This window comes from Marinomonas vulgaris (genome assembly GCF_018145875.1).
GTDB classification, from domain to species: Bacteria; Pseudomonadota; Gammaproteobacteria; order Pseudomonadales; family Marinomonadaceae; genus Marinomonas; species Marinomonas vulgaris.
The window spans coordinates 29,003-46,761 of record NZ_JAGSSV010000005.1 but is presented as its reverse complement, the minus strand read 5'-3'; the positions used below and the strand labels follow the sequence as shown (position 1 = coordinate 46,761).

The following is a 17,759-nucleotide window of genomic DNA, read 5'->3' as shown; positions in this document are numbered from 1 at the left end:
TTTTGGCATTTAATTGGTAAGAGGTTACTTTTTGCTTGGTGGTTTGATGCTTATTCCCAGGTTGCATCCTCTTCCAACAAGATAAAGCCGACATCTTTGCCATTTGAACAAAGTTGCGTGACTGACTTTGGTGAGCCGTCGTCATTCAAACACACCAAGCTTACGCCAGAGGCGTTCAGCAAGCGTTCACCATGCTCCGCTGTTTCCGGCTTATGAGGAATGACTTTCATGCTACGGCGCCGTGTGAACCAGTTTAACGGGGATTTTGGTGAGTAGAGCCAACGATTAAGTCGATCGAAGCTGTCCAGTAAGCGAATGGGGAATTCGTTTTTGATACCACTGCTGGTGATTTGCCACAAATCGGGCCCACCTTGTTTTCCTCTTAACTGGATGTCATAGACAAAGGAGTAATGAACATCACCGGATAAGATCACAAAATTCTTAGGTGTTTTTTTATGTCTAAAGGTATTCATGAGAGTGTAGGCTGATCCTGGGTGCGCCATCCAGTTTTCAGCGTCCACCATGAGAGGCTTGCCAAACCATGTAAACACCTTTTGAACGGCTTCGATCAGCTTGACGCCAAAAATGGGGGCAGGGGATACCAGTATCACGGCGTCTAAGCCTTTAAGTTTGTGTTGTAAATCGGTTAAGGCTTCCCAATCCATCAGGCCTGATGGTTTATTCAAAGATACCTCAGAGCGCCAGCGTTGAGTTCGTGTGTCCAGCACAATGAGAGGGGGCGTTGTTTTCCATGTGTAGTGCCATTTTGAGAAATGAAATAATTCATCAATGAGTTCTTCATGATCTTCACGCCCTGGACGACTTAATGCTTGTTGTGCTTTATCGAGTATTTCGGCATGAAAGCGTTCTGGTGCGTTGCCCCATCCCTGACAAAGTAAGTATCCAAACAGAGCATTGCCAATGATGCGCGCTGAAAAAGGATGGCCATAAGCCATTTCTTCCCACGAAGCCGTGAGGTTCCAATCATCCGTTACATCATGGTCGTCAAAAATCATCGCGACGGGCAGGTGTGCCATGGCGCGACGAACAAAAGGCAGGCCCTTAACAAATTGATCGAGTATCTTTTGTTGCTGATTGTACTTTTCGGTCTGGGCCTCGGTTAGGTCCGAGGGCATAGTGTCGCTATGCTGAGAATTTAGGATCTTCCAACCTTGCGGTGACCATACTAAAGCATACATGGCCAGCACTTCGCCTAACGAAATAAGATGGTTTTGAGCCGTATCTGTGGTGAATATGGGCTTTCGGACACCACCAAAAAACTGATTCAGCAAGCCTTCATTGTGTTCATTTTCTGGCAGTAACCTGTCTCTAGTGAAGTAGTGAGGAGACACCGTGTGCAGTTGCTCTGAATGTTCTACATCGATACAGGGTAAGTCTTCGTTGTGGGGTTGAAGGTGAGCTATCAATCGATGAATGGCGTTTAGCATAGGCGCTGCAACGTCATCGGCGTAAATCTGATCGCCGCTCATCATCAATAAACTTGGCCAATCTTGTGGCAGTGTGTTTTGTAGTAGCTGATCAACACGTAATAAACCATCTTGGCTTGGGTGATGGGGCTTGCGGCAAGAGCCATGCAGAAGGCTGCTTACTTTGGGCTTGAGTATAAAAAAAGGGAAGCAGTGTCCCGGATATACAATATCAGGAGCCCAATGCGTCCAATCTAAGCCATTTAAACGTAAATCGTAGTAAACCGGAGTGTTTAGGGGAAGTTGAGTCTCTAGCTTAATATCAAGCAGTTGTATGTAAAAATGCTTGCCTGCTTTTAACTCAGTATGGCTGTGTGTTTGGCGTTCCGGTTCGACAAATACATCAGGATTATTTTTCTTCGCGCCCTCATCAAAAAGCGCTAAAGAAAGCGCTACGGATTCCGTTGTCATCAGCCAAAATGTTAGCCTATCTTGAGTCATTCTCCGTAAAATAGGGCCGGCAATTACCTGCATGATCATCCTCAAAAAAGTGACTGTTTTTGTTTTATCATTCAGTTTTCATCACCATGATAACTAAGGATCGGTGTGGCTCAAAGTCAAGTTATGATCAACTTATGTGAAATACAGGGTGACGCTGTATTGAGACGCAGTGACTTTTTTTGTGGTATGCCAGCCTAGACGGTCACAAATTCGGTCTATGATCACTAAACCATAACCATATCCCCCTTGGCTGTTTTGTGGGTCAATATCATTCCTGATGGTTAATTTCTCCTCATGAAGTTGAATGCTCAATTCGCTTTTCGCATAGCTGTACGCATTCTTCAGTAAATTGTTGATCAAAACCACAACAAAACTAGGCGGAGCTTTCACTGTAGGAGAGTGTTTGTTGTCCAGTGTGTAATGAATGCCACTGTCAGGAAAAAGTGCGCTGATGTCCCGCAATTGTTCAGATAGCACCCCCATCAGGTTTAGTTCCTGAAAGTAACTGTCGTCCATGTGTTCTTTGCCGAGTAATAAGAAGGTATCGGTGAGTAGGCTGATATCTGCACAAGCATGAAGAATACGGTTCGATGCTTTTGTGGCCAACGGTGCATTAAGATTAAGCTCTTTCAACAGTTCAGCCGACCCTTGTAATACCATGAGAGGCGTACGAATTTCATGGGCTGCAAATCGACTGAATTCTTGTTCGCGTCTAAAAAAATGTGCAATGCGTATTTTGCTGTCGCAAAGCGCTTGCTCAATCATGGCGAGTTCTTGGTACTTTGCATCAACAGGAAAATCTGGCTGATCAGGGGGCATGTGTCTGATTTTATTTAGAACTTTTTGGAGTGGCGTCGCTATTTGTAACACTAAATATGTGCCATAAACAAACATCAAAATAACAATAATGCCGCCCAGTACAAGGGTCACAAGATGTAAGGTGGATTCATACGCATCGAGGTAATCATCCGCGTCATCTTTAAAAACAATGTAGTAAAGGCCTTCTTTCGAGGGCATCGTTCTGACTAAAAAATGCTTATCTTCAGGCCCTAAATGATGCTCATAAAGCCCAGGCGTATCATAATGGGTTAGCCACCTCGGCATTTGTTCTGTGGAAAAATACATATCAAATTCATAGTGGTTTGGAAGGCTTTTTTGATTACCTTCCCGATCATAATCCTGTTCATACATATTGGCTTCAGATTCAAGCCAATGTTGTAGGCTTATCATTTCCATTTTGTCTTCAGCAACTACGATAACCATCCAAAAAAACAAAATAAAAACAAAGCCTAATGAACCTGTCATTAAGATCAGTTTATAGGACAGTTTTGGTTTTTTATGATGTGACAAGCCGATACCCCTGACCATGAACGGTTTCTAGCATCTTCTTCTCGAATCCCTTGTCAATACTATTACGCAGGGCATAGATGTGACTGCGTAAGGCGTCGCTGTCTGGTTCGTCACCTTGCCAAATTGAATCAAACAATTGTTGTCTGCTTACTATGGCTGGATATCGTTTCATCAAAAGGGTCAGGATTTGAAACTGAATGCTGCTTAATTTAACTGCCTCGTTTGACCTTTTTACATGACGATTTTCTATATTAAGTTGTAGGTCGCCAACGCTAAGTATGTTGTCTTGGTGTCTAGGCCCTCTTTTCGATAACGCGTCTAATCTCAAGATTAGCTCCTCCATCGCAAAGGGCTTTACAAGATAATCATCGCCGCCAGCCTCAAAAGCCGCCGTTTTATCCAATAGGCTATCCCTAGCGGTTAAAAAGAGAATAGGGGTATTCAAGTGATGTTCTTGTCTCATTTGCTGGACTGTCTGAATGCCGTCTAGCTTGGGCATCATGATATCCATGATAATGACATCAAAGAAAATGCCTTGCTGTATCAAGGTAACGGCCGCTTCACCATTCCAAGCACAATCGACGATATGTCCCTTAAGCTCCAGAATGTCGCATAAGGTTTCCATAATCTGTCGGTTGTCTTCGACAATAAGTATTTTCATGGTGAGCAGCCTTAAGTGAATACTTTTGGGTTATTGGTTTACAATCGTCAAACGATCTACGTCAATTTCAGCAGACTCTAAGAAGTCTTTTTCTACTTCTCCTTCGATTTCAATAAGGTCTTTATCATCAAAAGGCTGCGCCGGAAAAAGAAACTGATCGATTTCGACTCGAATCTCTTTTGTGCCATCGCTGAATAAATATTTATCACTGCTTAATTTCTTAACCAAATACCCTTGTAGCTTGACGTATTCATCGTCAACGGGATCGGCCAAGATTTGAGTCAAATCTGTTTTAATCACAGCATTCGGACCAACATATTGTGCAAAACTGTTTTGGTTTAAAGTGAAAGCCAGAGGTAAGAAGACCCATAAAATACGTTTCATTTAATGACTCCCTTAAAATTGATAGTGAACGCCAGCGAACAGGGCTGAGCTATCGATTAGTTCGCTCGTGCTGTATTGATAGCCGCCTGTAAAAGCAAACGATTTGTACACATTGTACTGTAAAGCCAGTCTAGCACTGACACCCTGAGCCTTGTCAGAGCTGCCGCCGGAACTGAGTATTTGGTCAGGCGCATTTTCATTATCGTATTGGTGACTGTAATCTAAATCGGCTTTATGCCAAACCATGCCACCAGCAAGCTGTAGGTGTAAATCTGTTGTGATAAGGAGTGTGTAGGTGAGTAAAAGTTCCAGCTGCTCAATATCAAGGTCAGCATTCCACTCTTCCTCCTGCAGATAAGACAATTGGCGTTCTCTTTCGGCTTCACGGCCAAAGTGGGTGTAACCTAATTCAACCCCAAAGCGATTATCGAATTGATAACCGATTAAGAGGCGATTACCACCTTCTGAGTCATCTCCAAGGCTTAGGTTTTGCCCATCAACAGTGATGTTTTCGTATTCGCTTTTATCAGTACTGGTGCTTGCCTTGAAAAGTTCAACACCAATGTAAGGCTGAGCATAAACTGTGCTGCAGCAGCTGAAAATGGATATTGCTATCAGGTTCTTTTTCACGTCTTTCTCCTAACATGATTGAGTTGTTTAAAGAGATTTAATCAATTCAAACGTGAAGAAAGCGTGAAGGGGAGTTATAAAAAATGCATTAAATATTATCTGAGGTACGATCAAGAAGGCGTTCAGCTTCTTTGAACACAATAGGTCGACCTTCTGGTGTTGTGGAGGTGATGGTTACTTTGGCTTTTAACATGAGTTGTTTGTCGTTGGAGCGATAAATGTGTTGATAAAAGGCAAACTTCAATTTGGATTCACGTTCCACACGTGTTTCAACATAGAATTCATCGTTGCTTCGTAAAGAGCGTTTGTAATCAAGCTCAGCACGAATAACAACCAAGTTAATGCCTTGAAAAGTGGTTGCTGCAAAATCCAATCCGCGAGAGTGGAGAAATTGATGTCGTGCGTGTTCAAGGTAGTTTTGATAAACAGAATTATTAACGATGCCTTGCATGTCGCATTCATAATCGCGAACAATAAATTGTGTATGATGTAACTGTTTCAATACCTGCTCCGTTTTATATGCGATCAAATACGCTTAAATTTGTTCATGATGGGCAACTTGGTTTTTGCCCGATCTCTTTGCGTACATTAAATAATGGCGTGCCCGCTCAATTAGTGCTTCGGGCCCTTCGTCGCCCAATAAAGTTGCCACGCCTATGGAGGCGGTGACCTGACGAAGTAGCACCTTGGTATTTTTATAACGTATTTTTTGATTGGAAATGTCTAAACGAAGGGACTCAGCGAACTTTGTCGCATCACTCAATTCAGTTTCACATAATAAAATAGCGAAGGAGCCACCCTCGAGCCTAGCAATAGAGGCTTGTTCAGGTAATTGATTGGATAATAGCTTGGCCATATAACGAATTAGAGATGTTCCGGCTTTGAAATCGTATTCTTGGTTGATATTGCCAAGACCATCAATATTGATGAGCAACAATGACAGGTCGTCTTCAGCGTAGGGAATACGAGAATACAAAGCTCGCTCGAAGCCTTTTTCATTGTTTAGTAGAGTGAGAGGGTCACGTTCGGAACTTTTTCTAAGGTCTGCCAGTTCAGCTTTTAAAGCAGTTAGCTCTTTTTGAGCCTTAGTGAGCGACTGATCAAATTGTTGAATTGCATGGCTAGCATTGATTGTACTATGCTCTAAAAATTCAGCCAGCTTTTCTAGTTGATCAGCTTCTTTGGTGAACTTTAGCGCTTTCTTTGCTGTCGTTAATTGATGACTAAAAGCCGCAATGTCTTCTGATAATTGGCCAGATTCGCTGGTTAAAGATTCTGTCAATGAGTTCAATGTTTTGCTTTGTCGTGGCGTCTGCTGAAACTCATCAGGTAACAGAAATTCATTGAACAATTCTTTAGAAACGAAATCTGGCAGGCTACCAAACCGACGTAAAGCTCTATCTACGACTTTATTCAGTTTTGGATTGGTATTCGACACATACTCATACCACAAGCCATAATCAGAGGGCGTAGGGGGCACATCTAATTTCGCCATTAAGGGTATGGCTGCATTCATCAACGCATTTGCTTGTTTCGTAATATGTTGAAACATTAGAACCTCTGCTCTATGACTTACTACCGAGACGTCCTATTTCATTGGTAAGTGACTATTCTTTGAATATAATGCTTATATAACAATGATATAGTAAGACGATTCAGTAATAATAGCTATTAGCCGCCAGAAAATTTACTCGGAAAACCTTCTTTTTCAAGTAACTCTTTTACCTTTTGACGATTGTCCCCTTGCACCTCAATTTGACCTTCTTTTACCGCACCCCCTGTACCGCATTGAGTCTTGAGTTTTTTGCCTAATGTTTTCAGCGCTTCTTCGTTTAAGGGTAGTCCTTTTATCACAGTAACGCCTTTCCCTTTTCGGCCTTTTGTTTCCAATGAGATTAACACCTTACCGTTGCCAATCACCTGAGTGGTTTTACATTGGCAGTCGTCAATAGGGGACTCACATTCAGAGCATAAACGACCTTGATCGGTAGAATACACTAAGTTTCTCTTTTTCATGATTTTTGTAGCCTTTTTTAATTTGCTTGTTCTTTATGAGCTTTTAGCAAGCGTGTTCAGACAAGGTGATTAACATATTTTGTAATTGCTCACTTAATGGCGCGGCAATATCAAGGGTTTCATTGGTGACTGGGTGTTGGAACACCAACCGAGAGGCGTGTAGCATCAAACGGAAGTCATCTGGCCAATGCTCTTTCATCACCTTGTTAACGTGTCGACACCCGTAACAAGAATCACCGACTAAGGGGTAAAAGTGGTGCTTAAAATGACGTCTTATTTGATGTTTTCGACCTTGCTTCGGTGACACCTCAACCCAGCTTAATCGCAAGCTGTCATAACGACTAACCGGTATGGGCAACTCAAATGTTCTCAGACGCGTAAAATGAGTTTCGGCGGCTTTTTCGGTGCCTTCAATTTTAAAACGAGATCGACCTTTTTGCTCATTGAGTTTGGCAAGCGGGTGGTCAATGGTCCCTTTTTCTTCACAAAATCCTCTGACCAAACAATGGTAGGTTTTACTGGTGGTCGACTCTGCAAATTGGAGTGCCAAGCCACTCGCTATGTCGGGCGAAAAGGCCATGACAAGCGCCCCAGAGGTGCCACGATCTAAGCGATGAACAGGAAACACCCATTTCCCCGTTTGATCTCTTAGTCTTTGCACCACAGCGTCTTCCTCGTCTTTGGCGAGATGGGTGCGATGCACTAATAAGCCCGCTGGCTTGTTAACGACAACGAGGTGCTCATCCTGATAAAGAATGTCTAAAATCATGCGTTTGAATCTAAAAACGTCGAGATCTTGTTTATGGCCATGTTAGCAAGAGTTTGCATGGCTTCGTCACTGGCCCAAGCAATATGCGGCGTTAGTAAGAAATTGGGTAATTGAGTCAATGACTGTAGAAGATGGTCTTTTGGCATCGGTTCTTGCGTGGCCACGTCGAACGCAGCGCCGGCAATGGTACCTTGGTGTAAGGCATCGGTTAAAGCTTGTTCGTCGACAATGCCTCCGCGACTGATGTTCAGTAGTAAACAGCTTGGTTTCATCTGTGCAAATTCGGTCTCACCAATAAGATTTTTTGTGTCATCGGTGAGTGGGCAATTGATACTGATAACGTCAGCAATGCGAAGAGCTTCAGCAAAAGGTAAGTAACCTTCACGAAGCGACTGGCCGTTTTTGCGATCGGCAAACACCACCGTCATGCCAAAGGCGCGAGCAATATCAGCGACTTTTTTTCCTAGCGTGCCACCGCCAATAATGGCTAAGGTACTGCCAGAAAGGTCTTTAATGGGATGATCCAGAAAACAAAAATGAGTTGAATCGGCCCATTTTCCGGCTTTCACATCATCCAAATATAAGGTGAGATTTCTACGCAATGTAAGCAGCATGGCAAAGGTGTGTTCAGGCACACTGATCGTTGAATAATCCGCGACATTTTGTACGGCGATATGGTGTGCTTCACAGGCCGCTAAGTCCACATTGTTAATACCTGTCGCGGTGACTTGAATCAGCTTGAGATTGGGTGCGTGCTGAATGGCACTTTCGTTGATGGACACCTTATTGGTCAGCACAATATCGGCGTCTTTGATTCTCTCAATCACTTGCTCAGGCGAGGTGTTCTTGTATTCAACCCATTCGCTTATAGAGGCTGGAGTCTGAAAATTGATCTGATCTGGAAAGGAGGCTCTGTCGAGAAATACCGCTTTCATCTCTGTGTTTCCTTATTATTCTCTAATTCGCTTTGTCTAATAATGGTAATAAATGTGGCAGAATGTTTTTAAGTACAACAGGTTGCCCTTTTTTATTAGGGTGTAAGCCATCATTTTGCATGTAGTCAGGGTTGAGCGCTACGTTTTCCAGCATAAATGGTAGATAAGCAAGCTGGTACTTCTCAGCCACATTTTGATACAAGTTAAAAAACATGTCGGTGTAGCGTTTACCGTAATTTTGTGGAATTCGGTTGCCGACCAGTAACAGGGTTGCGCCGGCATTTTGTGCTTGTTCCACCATGGTTTCTAGGTTTTGGGTGGTCTGGTCTAAGGGGTAGCCTCGTAAAGCATCATTAGCACCAAGCTCCAATATCACAAAATCTGGTTGGTGAGACGACAGTAAAGAGCTGAAGCGCGATAGGCCGCCTTGGGTTGTTTCACCACTGACACTGGCATTAATGACCTTGATATCAGGGTGAGACTGAGAAAGTTGTGTTTCCAATAAACTTACCCAACCGTCTTGTTGTCGTAAATTATACGCCGCGCTTAGGCTGTCGCCCATCACCAGTAAAGTAGACGCCGAGGCCATCGAACTGAAAAGCAGCACCAATGTCATTGTGAGTAGCTGTTTGAATTGTCTTTTAAAAAACATAGTAACCCTTTTAGAGTGAATCATCATGGCTAGTAACACCGCGATTAAAGTATCTAATTTAACCCATACTGTGACATCGAATACAGGGGATTTAACCATATTGAAAGGAATTAATATGCAAATCCAAGAAAGTGAGTCGGTGGCCATTGTGGGTTCTTCAGGCTCAGGGAAATCCACCTTACTGGGTTTACTGGCTGGCTTGGATGTGAATACTTCCGGTGATATACAGCTTTACGATCAAATATTTTCCAAGCAAACCGAAGAAGAGCGCGCCTTGGCTCGTGGACAATATGTGGGCTTCGTGTTTCAGTCTTTTCATCTGTTACCTAGCTTGCAAGCAATTGAAAACGTCATGTTGCCAGCGGAATTAAAAGGCGACAAAGACGCGCGTAAGAAAGCCGAAGTGTTATTGGAAAAAGTTGGCTTATCTCATCGATTAACCCATTACCCCAACCAATTGTCAGGAGGGGAGCAGCAACGCGTCGCCATTGCCCGTGCGTTTGCATCGAATCCTAAGATATTGTTTGCCGATGAACCTACCGGTAATTTGGACGAAGAAAACGGCAATTTGGTGATTAAGTTATTGTTTGATTTGAACCAATCACAAGGCACAACCTTGGTGATGGTGACCCACGATAATGATTTAGCGAAAATGTGTGACCGACAGTTGGTCATGTCTGCAGGCCAATTGACGGAAAAAGCCCTATGAGTTTTACCTTTCGATTAATGCTTCGGGATCTGCGCAGCGGCGATTTGCTAACACTACTGTTGGCGCTGGTAATTTCGGTGGGCACCGTAACCTCTATTGGATTGTTTATCGATCGTTTGCAGCTGTCGTTTGAACAAGAATCGGCCAACTTGCTGGCGGCCGATCGCTTGGTGCGCTCTGACGATGCCATTCCAATGAACTGGAAAGAAGAGGCGACGGCTCAGTCTTTGCAATACGCAGAGCGGACGTCGTTTACGACCATGATGTTTGCCAACAACGCCCTACAGCTTTCTCAGCTTAGTGCAGTCAGCGACGCTTATCCGCTTAAAGGCGCTTATCTGGTGGATGATGAGTTATTCGGGACTGGCTATGGGCTGGCAGAAACGCCAAAACCAGGCAAGGTATGGGTGTCGTCACGGTTAGCCAGCTTATTGAATATTAAGCTTGGCGATCAGGTGGAAGTCGGCGATGCCACCTTGGTTGTTAGTAAATATTTGGTGCGCGACCCAGGTTCTAGCACCTCGGCGTTTGCGATATCTCCGCGAGCCGTGATGAACATGGCGGACTTAGCGGCAACGAATGTGATCATCCCAGGTAGCCGTGTTCGCTATTCCTTATTATTAGCCGGTGAGCGAAGCAACCTTGATGATTACGAGCAATGGATTGTGCCGCAATTAAAAGAAGGTGAGCGCTGGCGAACCCCAACTCAACAAGGGGATCGTATTGGTGACACCATAGGTCGAGCCGAATCCTTTTTGTTACTGGCGGGTACTTTGGCGGTGATCATGTCGGGCGTGGCTATGGCGCTAGCGTCATCACGATTTGTCAAACGCCATTTGATGCAGGTGGCTATCCTGAAAACACTTGGGGCAACGCCTAAGTTGCTTGGTCGGGTGTTTTTCCAGCAGTTATTTGCCTTATTTGTAGTAGGGGCGGGGATCGGGCTTGGTGTGGGCTGGGCGATACAGGAGCTGATAGCGTCTTTGTTGTCGGGTTTAATGTCGACGGCTTTACCTGAACCTTCTGTAGGGCGCCTCTGGTTAGGGGCGGCGACGGGCTTGATTTCCATGTTGGTGTTTTGTTTCCCGTTGATGGCGCATCTTATTAAAATTTCGCCGCTGTCTGTGTTACAGCCTAATGCCAAGATCGAACTGAACACCTTTGTGATTTACCTGATAGGTTTCGTTGGTATGTACGGCTTAATGTGCATTTATACCAAGGGTTTTTTATTGCCGAGCATTATGACGGCGGCGATTGCTGGTATTGCTTTGCTAGTGGCGGCTATTGGTTGGGTGGCGTTTAAGCTGGGGCGCTCTTTAACGTCTGGCGCGACCAGTGGTTGGCAGATTGGTTTGGCGTCCTTGTATCGACGCCTAGTGCCGAACTTATTTCAACTTTTGGTGTTTACCTTGATCATCATGCTGACGCTGATTCTTGTTGGCGTAAAATCCAGTCTGATTGCCGATTGGCAGCAACAGTTACCGGAAGACGCGCCGAACCACTACTTGTTTAACGTGCAAGCCAATCAAATTGGTCCAATCAACGAAAAAACCGAACAGCTCGGCGTCGCCAAATCGGATTGGTACCCTATGGTGCGAGGGCGAGTAACGATCGCTAACGATGTGACCATTGAATCCATGTACCCAGATGGTCGTGGTGAGCCTGAATTGTATGATCGTGAGTTGAATCTCACTTGGTCGGATACGTTAGGCAAGGGTAACGAATTGGTAGAAGGGGATTTTACCGCCGAAGGGCTATCCGTTGAACAACGTGCGGCGAAAGAAGCCGGCTTAAAAATGGGCGACATCTTAACCATTAATATTGGTGGTAACTTGGTCACCTTGCCGATCACCTCTATTCGCACGGTTGACTGGGGTTCTATGCAACCCAACTTCTATCTTATTTTACCGAAGAGTGCGTTGGAAGATTACCCTGCTAATTTTGTTAGTAGTGTTTTTGTTAGCCCGGAAGAAGCACAACCTTTTTATCAAGTGATGGCCGAGTTTCCTACCGTGTCGATCTTGAATGTTGGTGACGTGTTAAAACAAGTGCAAACCATTATTGGGCAATTGTCTAAAGCCATACAGTTGGTGCTTTTCTGCATACTAAGTGCCGGTGCTTTGGTATTGCTGGCCAGCGTTCGTTCGACATTGGAAGAGCGTTTAGAAGAAGGTGCCTTGTTGCGAGTGCTTGGCGCTCGGGCGGCTTTGGTACGCCAAGCCTTGCTGGTGGAATTTGGCGCGTTAGGGTTCTTTGCGGGGTTGATTGCGGCCATTGGCGCTGAGACCTGTTTGTATGGGTTGCAAGTGTTTGTTTTCAACGCAGAGGCCAGTTTTCATCCATTGTTGTGGCTATTAGGCCCTTTGATTGGCGTATTGGTGATTGCGACCATAGGTATATTCGCTAGTCGAACTGTGCTAAAAGTGCCGCCTATGTTGCTATTGCGAGACCTGTAGAGTCTATTAGGGTATGTCGATGTTCGTGGAAAAAAAAGGGTACTTGGTAACGCGGCATACTCGTGATGCGAATGGTCATATTGAAATGAGCCTGTTCATCAAGACACCTGAAGGCACGGTTAAGGTGCTGCCAGATAGGCAGTTAAGTGTGTTCTTTACCGATGCGCCGTTGGCGTATTTTGCATCTTGCGATTTGCCGGCTCACTTAACGGGTGTCGATTTCAAACCCTGTCATTATCGGTCTTTTGATCACAAACCCGTGACCATGGTGCAATCGAGTAGTTTGCTGCTCCACCAGCAAATGGTGAAGCTGGTCAAACAAGGCGGTTATGATGTGTTCGAAGAAGACATCAAGGCGCATAACCGCTATTTAATGGAGCGAAATGTTCGTGGTGCGGTGCGTTTTATTGGTGAGCCAGACAGCGGACAACAAACCTTCCAGCAAGCTCGAGTTATTCCAGGAGATTGGCAACCCGATTGGCGAGTTTGGTCGCTGGACATTGAAACCTCTGTGTCCAGCAATACGCTTTTGTCCATTGGCATTACGTCAACCGATCAGCGCGTTGCTTTTGTGGTGACCTCACAAGCTAGCCCCTCTGCCGATATCCTTGCTTTCGACGACGAAAAGTCGCTTTTGCTGGCGTTTATGCGTTATGTGAAAACCCACTCACCTGATATCTTTATCGGTTGGAATCTGATCGGTTTTGATTTGAATTTTATCGATCAGCGCTGCCAAGTGTTGGGCATTCGCCCCGCTTTTGGTGTTAATGGCGAAAGCTGGACGATTCGTTCCTCAGACAATCAAGGCAAATACTTCGCCACCATTCCCGGTCGTGTCGCCCTAGACGGTATCGCTTTGTTAAAAGTGGGTGGTTATCACTTCGAATCCTATAGTCTGAATAATGTTAGTCGAGAAATTCTCGATGATGGCAAACTGTTGCATGGGAGCGAACGTTGGCAAGAAATAGAGCGGCTACACAGGGAGGATTTAACCGCGTTTGTTGCCTATAACTTGCAAGACTGTGATCTAGTGCTTCGCATATTCGATAAGCTACAACTTATACCTTTGCAGCAGACCCGAGTGGATTTAACGGGCATTCCTTTTGAGCAAACGGGCGGCTCGGTAGCCGCATTTGAAAATCTTTATTTACCAAGGTTACACAGCGCAGGTTGGGTGGCTCCGGCTTGGCGTGACGAGGAGTTTGTGCCAAGCCCAGGCGGTTTTGTGATGTCGTCTGTGCCGGGCTTGTATAAAAATGTCTTGGTGTTTGATTTTAAAAGTTTGTACCCGAGTATTATTCGTACCTTCCACGTAGACCCATTAGCAAGAGTGTCGGCTCAGCATGCAACGGAAAATGCAGCAGAAATGGATGCGACCAATAAAGTGCCCTTGGTGCCTGGTTTTCTTGGCGCTAGATTTGATCGTCACGCTGCGATCCTACCTACCCTAGTTGGCGAGCTAGCCGCCGCACGAGAAAGCGCCAAAGCATCGAATAATGGGATTTTGAGTTATGCGATCAAAATCATTATGAATTCGTTTTATGGGGTGCTTGGCTCCAATGTCTGTCGTTTCTATCATGCCGAATTAGCGAGTTCGATCACCATGCGCGGGCATGAGTTACTTGAACGTACCAAACAATGGATAGAAGCCCGTGGCGCGAAAGTGATTTACGGCGATACCGATTCCTTATTTGTGATTTTGAACACGCCGTCCGATAACAGCCCCCAAACTGAAGGTGAGCGCTTAAGAGACGACATCAATGAAAAATTATCCAAATGGTGCAAAGACTACGCAGGCCTAGATTCACACCTCGAGTTAGAGTTTGAACGTGTTTATGAGCGCTTTTTTATGCCCACTATTCGAGGTCAAGAAGAGGGCAGCAAAAAACGCTATGCGGGACTGTCCTCGGGCGAGTTGGTATTTAAGGGATTGGAAGCGGCACGTACTGATTGGACACCCCTTGCTAGACAATTTCAACGAACGTTATTTGAGAAAATCTTTCACGATGAAAACCCAGTGGATTTCATCCAGTTCACTTTAGACGAGCTTCGTGCCGGAAAATACGATGATCAATTGGTGTATAGCAAGCAACTCAGTCGACCTTTGTCGTCCTACACCAAAAACAAACCACCGCATGTACGCGCGGCGGCCATGATCGACCAAAAACGCGCCGAGCAAGGTTTGCCACTGGAATACAACAAAGGACGACAGCGCGTATCGTATCTTTATCAACGAAGTGGCGTAGTGCCGTATGAAGGTGACAAGGACTTGGTGGATTTGGATTATGAGCACTATATAGAAAAGCAAATCGAACCCATCGCCGATAGCATCTTGCCTTTTTTCAAAACCAACATGGCTTCGCTTTTGTCCCAGCAATTTTCTCTGCTCTAATTCTCCTGCTTTAGTTAGTGTTTTGGCCTATGCTTTATTTCAGATTAAAGACCCTGTTTGTATTGGCTATTGTCGCCTTGATTAAATCATCCAATGGAATACCTTTTAGTCGGGCAACTTCTTGCGCGACCCAAGGCAAGTATTTAGGATGATTTCTCTTCGGTCTTGGACGAATAGTACGTGGCAATAAATACGGCGCGTCTGTCTCAAGCAATAATCGGTCGAGGGGGATATGCGGAATCGATGCTTGCAAATCCGCGCCACGGCGTTCATCACATACCCAGCCTGTTATGCCAATGCATAGACCAAGCGATAAATAGGCTTCCAACTCTTTTTGACTCCCCGTGAAGCAATGAATGACTGAACGCTGCGGTAAGGCAGGATGTTGTTTTAATGTGGCGATCATTTCCTCATAGGCGTCGCGTTCATGCAAATACAGCGGCAGTTCGTGCTCTGTCGCCAATTCAATTTGGCTATGAAAAGCGACTCTTTGCTCATCTGGTGTCGAATAATTTCGGTTAAAGTCTAACCCCGTTTCTCCTATGGCGACCGGTCTTTGGGTTTTAATCATAGAAGTACATTGTGCTTTACTTTCAGATCCCCATGTTTTGGCTTGATGTGGGTGACAACCTAATGTGTTCCAAATGCCTTGATATTGCTCACTCAACGTTTGAATCTGTAGGCTTTCGTCAAGGTCTGAAGCGATGCATATCATGCCTGATACCCCTGCTTCTTGCATGTCTTGCAATGTGGTTTGCAGGTCATCAAGGAAATATTTGTGATTAATGTTGACACCTATGTCGATCATGGTTGTCCTAATATCAAGATGGTTTTGAAAAATTGGCGTTGTTTGTATGGCTAAAAACATGACTTGAAACGCAGTTAGCACAAAAAAATACTGTAACGATTACCTGAATACAATATCATGGAGGAAAAGGATGAACGCCTTAAATTAAAAATGTTTGGAGTAAAATATGGCAAGCATGCTAGACGCTGTAGACCAAAGAACCAAGTTAGTGGGTGAAAACCGTTTGGAACTTTTGATGTTCCAACTTGGCGGAATGCAAATGTTTGCAATAAACGTCTTTAAAGTTCAAGAAGTGGTGCAGTTACCAAGGCTCAATCTTATGCCGCATCGCCATTCCTCTGTCGCAGGGGTGACGCATTTTCGTGGTCGAACTGTGCCTGTTATTGACCTTTCAGAAGCCATCGGCATGCGACCAATTGATCGCACCAAACCTTGTAATTTAATTGTGACGGAATACAACAACACCGTTCAAGGTTTTATGGTGGGTGAAGTGGATCGCATCATCAATATGAACTGGAATGAGATTTTACCGCCACCAGATGGCACAGGTCGTCAACATTATTTAACCGCCATCACGCGAGTAAACGAGCGCATTGTTGAGATTATTGACGTTGAGAAAGTGTTGGCGGAAATTTCCCCATATGATAGCCGTGTCAGTGACGATGTGATTGATAAAGAATTATTACAACACACCAAAGGATTAGAAGTGCTGGTGGTTGATGACTCATCTGTGGGGCTTGCTCAGTGCCGTTCTACCTTGGATTATATGGGCATTAAAGTCCATGAGGCGACAGATGGGAAACGTGGTCTTGAAAAACTGAAAAAGTGGGCTTCCGACGGTGAAGTTGTGCCAGAAAAACTGCTTATGCTAATCACAGACGCCGAGATGCCAGAAATGGATGGTTATCGTCTTACCCGTGAAATTCGTGAAGACCCAAGATTGAAAGATCTCTACATCGTTTTGCACACTTCTTTGAGTGGTAGCTTTAACAAAGCCATGGTGCAAAAAGTAGGTTGTGATGACTTTTTATCCAAGTTCCAACCGGATAAGTTAGCCTCTTTGATTCAAGATCGCATCCGCAGTGTGATCGAGCATAAATAGGCTGGTGGTATTGCACCAATAATATCTATGTAATAAAAAGCAGACCTGAGTCTGCTTTTTTAATGGTGAACATAAGAGGAACACACACTTCATGCCCAGTATTGACCTCATCCTTTTGCTGCTTTTAATAGGGGCTGCGACAGGTTCGACAACGTCGTTGCTTTCTATTTCTCCTGCCGTGATTGCAATACCAGGAATGTTTTTTTTCTTTCCCGTGCTGGGCTTGTCTTTTGATGAATGGCTGTTGCCTGTTATGGCGATGAGTCTTACGGCTTTTCTGCCCGTACATTGTTTCGTTTGGTTTAGAGCCATGCGCAAAGGTGATGTGGACATTCAACGTTTGACACAATTTGCTTCTGGTGTCGCCATGGGGGGCGTGATTGGCGCACAACTTTTATCTTTTATGGATGTATCTGTCTTCAAAGCGATTTTTTCCTTAGTCGCTTTATTAACCTTGATAAACTTGGTGCGCCCCGTGCCTTTTGCTTTGTTTAATCAGGCAGAAGTCAGTCGATTCATTCGACTTCCTGTTGGGCTTTTATTTGGTACTCTGGCTGTGGTATCGGGCAACACCACACAGTCGGTTAGTGGCATAGCCAGTCACGATGATCACAGCGATAAAAGCGACGCATTACAAAAGCGCGGCACTATGGAAGGGCTGGTAGTATTTGCTTCGTTTGCGGCCATGGTAGGCTTCTTGTTTCCTGCTCAGGCGCAAACAGCCAGTGATATGGCGGGTTTTGTTGGCGCTATCCATCTTCCTTCAGCGTGTATTTTGGCAGTAAGCCATGGTGTGTTTTTCTGGCTTTGCGACCGCAAGGGGAATGCGTTGGATAGGCGGGTTTTATCGCTCAGTTTGGCGGCATTTATTGGCTGCTCTATCATTCGCTTTTGGGTGTAACGCCGTTAGCGTTATGGCCAGAGCGTAATTCTTTGCCAAAAAGATCTATTTTGACGTTTTATGAGT

General features: G+C 44.8%; 17 protein-coding genes. 5 read left to right on the top strand and 12 right to left on the bottom strand.

The window, feature by feature from the left end:
- Positions 1-50 precede the first annotated feature (50 nt).
- The 11 genes from J9B83_RS05855 to J9B83_RS05805 form a co-directional block, all read right to left on the bottom strand.
- Positions 51-1,961 (bottom strand): alkaline phosphatase D family protein, encoded by a 1,911-nt coding sequence (locus tag J9B83_RS05855; protein WP_211535811.1) that lies wholly within the window; start codon positions 1,959-1,961, stop codon positions 51-53.
- A 99-nt stretch (positions 1,962-2,060) separates the two neighbouring features.
- Positions 2,061-3,278, bottom strand: a complete 1,218-nt coding sequence (locus J9B83_RS05850) for a sensor histidine kinase (protein ID WP_211535810.1) — start codon at positions 3,276-3,278, stop codon at positions 2,061-2,063.
- A complete protein-coding gene (locus tag J9B83_RS05845; RefSeq protein WP_211535809.1) occupies positions 3,265-3,939 on the bottom strand; it encodes a response regulator transcription factor in 675 nt (224 codons plus the stop codon). The genes J9B83_RS05850 and J9B83_RS05845 overlap by 14 nt, the downstream gene beginning before the upstream one ends.
- A gap of 30 nt (positions 3,940-3,969) precedes the next feature.
- Positions 3,970-4,323 carry a YgiW/YdeI family stress tolerance OB fold protein gene (locus tag J9B83_RS05840; protein ID WP_211535808.1) on the bottom strand — a complete coding sequence of 118 codons (354 nt, stop codon included), beginning with the start codon at positions 4,321-4,323 and terminating at the stop codon, positions 3,970-3,972.
- Between the two features lie 12 nt (positions 4,324-4,335).
- Positions 4,336-4,953, bottom strand: a complete 618-nt coding sequence (locus J9B83_RS05835) for an outer membrane beta-barrel protein (protein WP_211535807.1) — start codon at positions 4,951-4,953, stop codon at positions 4,336-4,338.
- An 88-nt stretch (positions 4,954-5,041) separates the two neighbouring features.
- Positions 5,042-5,455 (bottom strand): acyl-CoA thioesterase, encoded by a 414-nt coding sequence (locus tag J9B83_RS05830; RefSeq protein ID WP_211535806.1) that lies wholly within the window; start codon positions 5,453-5,455, stop codon positions 5,042-5,044.
- 33 nt (positions 5,456-5,488) lie between these two features.
- Positions 5,489-6,505 (bottom strand): GGDEF domain-containing protein, encoded by a 1,017-nt coding sequence (locus J9B83_RS05825; RefSeq protein ID WP_211535805.1) that lies wholly within the window; start codon positions 6,503-6,505, stop codon positions 5,489-5,491.
- 119 nt (positions 6,506-6,624) lie between these two features.
- Positions 6,625-6,969, bottom strand: coding sequence for a stress response translation initiation inhibitor YciH (yciH, locus tag J9B83_RS05820; protein WP_211535804.1), 345 nt, complete (start codon positions 6,967-6,969; stop codon positions 6,625-6,627).
- 43 nt (positions 6,970-7,012) lie between these two features.
- A complete protein-coding gene (locus tag J9B83_RS05815; RefSeq protein ID WP_211535803.1) occupies positions 7,013-7,738 on the bottom strand; it encodes a pseudouridine synthase in 726 nt (241 codons plus the stop codon).
- Positions 7,735-8,673: a D-2-hydroxyacid dehydrogenase gene (locus tag J9B83_RS05810; protein ID WP_211535802.1), complete on the bottom strand. Its 939-nt coding sequence runs from the start codon at positions 8,671-8,673 to the stop codon at positions 7,735-7,737. Before J9B83_RS05810 ends, J9B83_RS05815 begins: the two co-directional genes overlap by 4 nt.
- Positions 8,674-8,695: 22 nt before the next feature.
- Positions 8,696-9,325 (bottom strand): arylesterase, encoded by a 630-nt coding sequence (locus J9B83_RS05805; protein ID WP_211535801.1) that lies wholly within the window; start codon positions 9,323-9,325, stop codon positions 8,696-8,698.
- Positions 9,326-9,350: 25 nt separating this feature from the next.
- Here J9B83_RS05805 and J9B83_RS05800 point away from each other — a divergent pair, with 25 nt between their 5' ends.
- The 3 genes from J9B83_RS05800 to J9B83_RS05790 are packed head-to-tail and all read left to right on the top strand — an operon-like array spanning position 9,351 to position 14,882.
- On the top strand, positions 9,351-10,034 hold the full coding sequence (locus J9B83_RS05800; RefSeq protein WP_211535800.1) for an ABC transporter ATP-binding protein: 684 nt from the start codon (positions 9,351-9,353) through the stop codon (positions 10,032-10,034).
- Positions 10,031-12,490: an ABC transporter permease gene (locus J9B83_RS05795; protein ID WP_211535799.1), complete on the top strand. Its 2,460-nt coding sequence runs from the start codon at positions 10,031-10,033 to the stop codon at positions 12,488-12,490. Before J9B83_RS05800 ends, J9B83_RS05795 begins: the two co-directional genes overlap by 4 nt.
- Before the next feature lie 19 nt (positions 12,491-12,509).
- Positions 12,510-14,882, top strand: a complete 2,373-nt coding sequence (locus J9B83_RS05790; RefSeq protein WP_211535798.1) for a DNA polymerase II — start codon at positions 12,510-12,512, stop codon at positions 14,880-14,882.
- A 34-nt stretch (positions 14,883-14,916) separates the two neighbouring features.
- Here J9B83_RS05790 and J9B83_RS05785 read toward each other — a convergent pair whose 3' ends face one another.
- A complete protein-coding gene (locus tag J9B83_RS05785; RefSeq protein ID WP_211535797.1) occupies positions 14,917-15,690 on the bottom strand; it encodes a TatD family hydrolase in 774 nt (257 codons plus the stop codon).
- Between the two features lie 166 nt (positions 15,691-15,856).
- Between J9B83_RS05785 and J9B83_RS05780 the strand changes: the two genes are divergently transcribed.
- Both J9B83_RS05780 and J9B83_RS05775 read left to right on the top strand, forming a co-directional pair.
- On the top strand, positions 15,857-16,792 hold the full coding sequence (locus J9B83_RS05780) for a chemotaxis protein CheV (protein ID WP_211535796.1): 936 nt from the start codon (positions 15,857-15,859) through the stop codon (positions 16,790-16,792).
- 91 nt (positions 16,793-16,883) lie between these two features.
- A complete protein-coding gene (locus J9B83_RS05775; protein ID WP_211535795.1) occupies positions 16,884-17,693 on the top strand; it encodes a sulfite exporter TauE/SafE family protein in 810 nt (269 codons plus the stop codon).
- Positions 17,694-17,759: the final 66 nt, after the last annotated feature.